This is a genomic window from Nostoc sp. 2RC, assembly GCF_014222165.1.
GTDB lineage: Bacteria > Cyanobacteriota > Cyanobacteriia > Cyanobacteriales > Nostocaceae > Nostoc > Nostoc linckia.
In genome coordinates this window covers 1-5,787 of record NZ_JACKZU010000464.1, presented here as the reverse complement: position 1 = coordinate 5,787, position 5,787 = coordinate 1, and the positions used below count along the sequence as shown (strand labels likewise).

Below are 5,787 nucleotides of genomic sequence, written 5' to 3'. Positions count from 1 at the left end.
CACAACTTCCCCTTAGACTTGGCATCTGCCGAAGCGGCTCCTGTTGCAATCAGCGCTCCTGCTATCAACGGTTAATCCTTGCCCTAGTCCACTGAACTGAAAATTAAATAAAACAAAAAGCGCCCTCCATCAAGGAGGGCGCTTTTTAGTGTCGGGACTCATATCAGAACATAATATTTTAGGACTTACGCAACTGGCATATTATTTTAAGTTTGTAGTAAGGACTTCAGTCCTCTAATAAGGACTAAAGTCCTTACTACAAGCAAAAAAAATTTATTTTTTGTGACACTTGCGTAAGTCCTGTATTAGTTGACTGTTAACAGTTGACGGTCAACAGTCAACACTTTTTCACTTGAGTGTGCGGTAGTGCAAGAATAACTCACTTCCAACTTGGCGAGTTTCAATGAGTTCTAGTTTAGGTGCATCACTCGGAAGAAAACCTTCACCCTCCACAAGAGTAGGCGCACTTGCTCCTCCATAGATGACGGGCAAAATGGTCAGCCACCAATCATCGACTCGCCCCGCGTGCACTAAAGAAGCTATTAAAGAGCCACCCCCCAAAGCAAATATTTTCCGGATACCCTGCTGTGCCATTAAGTCATATGCTCTATCCCAATCCAAGTCTGTGTCGCCCAGTTCGATTAATTTGGCGAGCTTGTCTAAGGTTGTTGCATCAGAACTACCCTTGATAGCATCTCCTGTTGTAAATATCCACCGCTCAAGATCCTGACGAAAAAAATCCATATCTGGCGATAGATTCAGTGAAGATGTGACAACGCAAGTAATTGGCTGGGGAGGCTGACCCCGAAACTGACGTACTGCTAACAATTCGGGATTCTCAATTGTAAAAGCTATTCCCTCATTCCGAGCCGTCCCTGCTCCCATTAAAACTAAATCGGCCAAAGAAACTTGATATTCCAAGTGTTCTTGATCTACTGGATAGGAATTACGCGGTGCTTTAGAATCTACAGGGCTAATTTTCCCGTCAGCCGTGATAGCAAGAATTACAGTTGTTTGGATAGTTGACATAATTATGTTGTGAGAGTTATGGCGGTTTTCAATTCAGTGGAATACACTAGCAGTAAAGTAATTACGAATATCATTTAGTGCAAGCATCTAGAACGTAATTCTAACTCCGAACAGGTGGGGAGGTGGAGTTGGGAAATTTTGAAATTACGTTTTTGAATGCAAATTGCTATAAGAATTTAAGATAAGCTCTAATACTCTACCAACCCAAAAATGTTAGGTGGAGGTTGGGTAAAGGTTAATGGTTCGACAAGCTCACCAACCGGGAAAAGGGGAAGCGATAAAAGCATGAGTCCCTTTCCCCTTTCACCGAACCGTATTGGAACTACTAGTAGTCTGGCAACCCAAAATTGCTGGGTTTGGACTGGGAAAAGGGTAAAGGGGAAGGGGGAAAAAATCAAAACCTTTTCCCTTTACCCCTTACCCCTTACCCCCCAAAGTTGACTTGCCAGAGTACTAGCTTGGTTAAGCATTTATAAATCATGCAATGTCATTGCCGTTGTATTCCTAGCTTTCTAGTTGCCTATTGTCTCCAAGTTCATGAGTGAAACTCCCTCGAAACCCATTGTCACAACCGCCTCTTTACCTGCAAATGAAGTAGAACGCTTAGAGGCACTGCGACGATATAACATTCTCGACACTCCACCGGAAGCTGCTTTCGATCGCATCACTTCCTTGGCAGCGCGCTTATTCAATGTACCAATGGCTCTGGTTTCCCTAATCGATGAATCGAGAGGCTGGTTTAAATCTGCCTATGGCTTAGATATGCGTGAGGTGCAGCGAGATGCGAGTATTTGCAGCTTGGGGCTGTTATCTAAGGAGGTAGTAGTCATTCTTGACATCAAGCAAAACCATCCTCTGGCATCAAATCCATTAGTCCACAATAAACCAGATTTGCGATTTTATGCTGGTGCGCCATTGTTGACCCCAGATGGCTTGAATTTAGGCACTGTTTGTTTGTTGGATACACAACCCCGTGATGCCTTCACAAATGAGCAAAAAGTTCTGCTGGCGGATCTTGCGGCAATGGTAATGGATGAACTAGAACTGCGATTGGCAACCCATAAAATTGCTCAAATCGATGCAGCGTTGCTGGAAGTCAGTGGAGGTCTTTGTGCTGTTACGGGTGAAGCTTTTTTCTTTGCTTTAGTACAGTATGTGAGCAAAGTGCTAGAGGTTGATTACACGTATATTGGTTTGGTGGACGGAGACGATAGACAAGCAATCCGGACAATGGCCACCTGCGCCAAGGGGCAGATTATTGACAACTTTAGATACCTGCTGGATAATACCCCCTGCCAAGAAGTACTCCGGCAACGAAAATTATGCTGCTATCCTAATCGAGTCCGAGCCTTGTTTCCCAATGCGCCCTTTTTGGAACGTTTCAAGATAGAAAGCTATGTAGCGGTTCCATTTTTTGACACCACAGGTTTACCGCTGGGCCTACTGGGGGTTATGGATACCAAGCCTTTAACAAATGTTCAGCTTGCAGAATTTCTCTTGAGTATCTTTGCCCTACGCATCGCCGCCGAACTGGAGCAACAGCAAACAGAAGCAGTACGACAACAAGCACAATATGAATTGCAGCGCTTAGTTGAACAACGAACGGCGGAATTATCCCAAGCAAACGAATTACTGTACCTGGAAATTGCAGAACGACAGCAAGCCGAAGCAGCCCTGGAAAAAGAACAGGAATTACTCAGAGTGTTGCTTGATAATGTCCAGGCAGGAATAGTGGCTTGTAATGCTCAAGGAATTTTGACTTTATTTAATCGCGCAGCACGAGAATTTCATGGTTTACCGGAGCAACCACTACCACCTGAACAATGGGCACAGTACTACGATCTGTATTTGCCTGATGGCAAAACGCGGATGTCCAAAAATGAGATTCCCCTATTTCGAGCCTTACAAGGTGAGATAGTAGAAAATATTGAAATGGTCATCGCGCCCAAACAAGGAAAAGTCAAGACCCTACTTGCCAGCGGCCAGGCCATCTGGGATAGCCAGGGCAAAAAACTGGCGGCAGTTGTGGTGATGCACGACATTACCGAACGCAAACTTGCCGAAGCAGAGCTATTGATTTCCGATGTTGCTTTACGACAAATGCCCGATGCCGTATTTTTGACGGATTTGGAAGGTAAGATTCAACGTTGGTTGGGCAATGCCGAGCAAATCTTTGGCTATACAGCAAAAGAAGCGATCGCCAAACCAATGAACTTTCTCTATCCCTCAGACATGAAAACTGCAATCATGGCTAAAATCATGCAGTCTATTCAAGCCACAGGAGAGTTTTGTGGGGAAATTCCCTGCTTCAGAAAAGATGGCTCCCCAGTACACATCGAGACAACAGCGAAAACTGTGTCTGACAAAGCTGGCAATCCCATATTTTTAATTTGTATAAATAAAGACATTAGCGAACGCAAACAAGCGGAAACGGAACGCGCCCAATTGATGCGCCAGCAAGTCCAAGAACAAACTGCCCGTAAAGAAGCAGAAGCTGACCAACAAAGATCTGCATTTTTGGCAGAAATTAGCACGGCACTAGCATCATCATTGGATTATGAATTGACTTTGGCCAGTGTTGCCAATTTGGTAGTACCATTTTTTGCAGATTGGTGTGTCATCGATTTGTTAGAAGACAATCAATTCATTCATCAGGTTGCTGTAGCTCACCGCGATCGCACAAAAGTAGAATTGGCCTGGGCAATTAATCAGCAATATCCCAGACAAATTGACGCTTCTCAGGCAGTTGCTAGGGTGTTGCGGACTGGAAAAAGTGAGATAGCGGCAGAAATTCCAGATGCTGCATTGGTGGTGGCGGCTCAAGACGCCGAACATTTGGGAATTTTACGCCAACTAAGGTTAAAATCTGGCATTATCTCGCCATTAATTGCCCGCGGACAAATTTTAGGCGCAATTTCCTTTATTACAGACCAAAACCATCGCCGTTATACTCAGGCAGATTTAGCATTGGCAGAAGATATAGCCCATCGAGCTGCGATCGCCATTGATAATGCCCGCCTTTACTTAGAAGCACAGCAGTCACAAAAAGCCGCCACCAGATCTGCTGAGCGCATTACCCTGCTTCAGTCCGTGACGGCTGCTTTTTCAGAATCGCTAACTCCTTTGCAAGTGGCGGATGTAATTGTAGATCGAGGAATTGTGGCTCTGGGTGCTAACTTTGGCATGATTGCGCTACTCAACGACACTGGTACTGAACTCGAAGTCCTACGAACTGTTGGTTGTGAACCAGACCAAATCAACGCTTGGCAGCGGTTTTCCCTCAATGAGCCTGTACCTTTGGCAGAAGCCGTGCGGACTGGACAACCCATTTGGGCAGAACCATCACAAACACGAGCAATCCGCTATCCACACCTGTCTCAACAGTACAAAGAGTACAACTTCGATGCTTGGATTTCCATTCCCCTGATGGTTGAGGGCCGAGCAGTGGGAGGTATGTCCTTTGGTTTCATCGAACCGCAACAGTTAGATGAGGAGCAACAAGTGTTTATTTTATCCCTGGCGCAACAATGTGCCCAGGCCATCGTCCGTACCCGCCTCTACGAAGCAGAACGAACAGCAAGAAGCGCCGCAGAAACCGCTAACCGAGTCAAAGATGAATTTTTGGCGGTTCTCTCCCATGAGTTGCGTACACCCCTCAACCCTATTTTGGGATGGTCGCGCCTACTCCAGTCTCAAAAGTTAGACTCGGCAAAAACAACTGAAGCTTTAAAAACCATCGAGCGTAACGCCAAGTTACAAGCCCAATTAATTGAAGATTTATTAGATGTGTCTCGCATACTGCAAGGCAAACTGAATCTCGATGTAACTCCAGTGGATTTGACCTTAATAATTAGTGATGCAATGGCAACAGTCAGACTGGCGGCGGAAGCTAAGTCAATTAAAATACAGACCATGCTCCAGCCAAATGTCGGGCAAATAGCTGGTGATGCCAACCGCTTACAACAAGTAGTGTGGAATCTGCTGACAAATGCGATTAAATTTACACCATCATCAGGACAAGTGGAAATCAAGCTCGAACAGTGTCAGGGGTTAGCTCAAATTACAGTTAGTGATAATGGCAAAGGTATTCCTTCCCAGTTTCTTCCCTATGTATTTGATTACTTCCGTCAAGCTGATAGTACCACTACCAGAAAGTTTGGTGGTTTGGGATTAGGACTAGCAATTGTACGCCGCTTAGTGGAATTACATGGTGGTACTGTTGAGGCACAAAGCCCAGGGGAAGGATTAGGAGCTACTTTTGTGGTTAAACTACCACTGATGCCGACTCAAAGAACAATCAATCAAGATGTTAGGCAGACCGAGCAAACTTTAGATTTAAGTGGAATTAAGATTTTAATAGTAGATGATGATACTGACAGCCGCGAGTTTGTGGCCTTCGTACTAGAGCAGTCAGGCGCAAATGTTATGATGGCGGATTCTGCTATGGCAGGACTGAAAATGTTAGGAGATTTTCAACCAGATGTGTTGTTAAGTGATATCGGAATGCCCCAGATAGATGGCTATATGTTCGTGCAACAGGTGAGAAATCTGCCACCAGAACAAGGGGGAAATATAATAGCGATCGCTTTAACTGCCTATGCTGGCGAAATTAATGAAAAGCAGGCAATAGCAGCAGGATTCCACTGCCACATATCTAAGCCTCTGGAACCAGAAGAACTAATAGAAACCATTGCAAAATTTCTCAAAAATTAGGTTGAACTTTCCCCTTTCCCCTTTTCCCTTTCCCCCTTCCCCCTT

General features: G+C 44.9%; 2 protein-coding genes and 1 pseudogene. 2 read left to right on the top strand and 1 reads right to left on the bottom strand.

From position 1 onward, the window contains the following. A pseudogene (locus GNE10_RS31335) lies at positions 1-75 on the top strand (photosystem II protein D1); the annotation flags it as partial. Between the two features lie 273 nt (positions 76-348). On the opposite strand, the gene GNE10_RS31330 reads toward GNE10_RS31335, so the two are convergent. Then, positions 349-1,029, bottom strand: a complete 681-nt coding sequence (locus GNE10_RS31330; RefSeq protein ID WP_099066038.1) for a dihydrofolate reductase family protein — start codon at positions 1,027-1,029, stop codon at positions 349-351. Between the two features lie 537 nt (positions 1,030-1,566). Here GNE10_RS31330 and GNE10_RS31325 point away from each other — a divergent pair. Further along, on the top strand, positions 1,567-5,742 hold the full coding sequence (locus tag GNE10_RS31325) for a GAF domain-containing protein (RefSeq protein ID WP_185569794.1): 4,176 nt from the start codon (positions 1,567-1,569) through the stop codon (positions 5,740-5,742). Positions 5,743-5,787 lie beyond the last annotated feature (45 nt).

Excerpts from the sequence above, each read along its gene's own strand:
- GNE10_RS31330 (WP_099066038.1), bottom strand. The coding sequence starts at position 1,029 with ATGTCAACTATCCAAACAACTGTAATTCTTGCTATCACGGCTGACGGG.
- GNE10_RS31325 (WP_185569794.1), top strand. The coding sequence starts at position 1,567 with ATGAGTGAAACTCCCTCGAAACCCATTGTCACAACCGCCTCTTTACCT.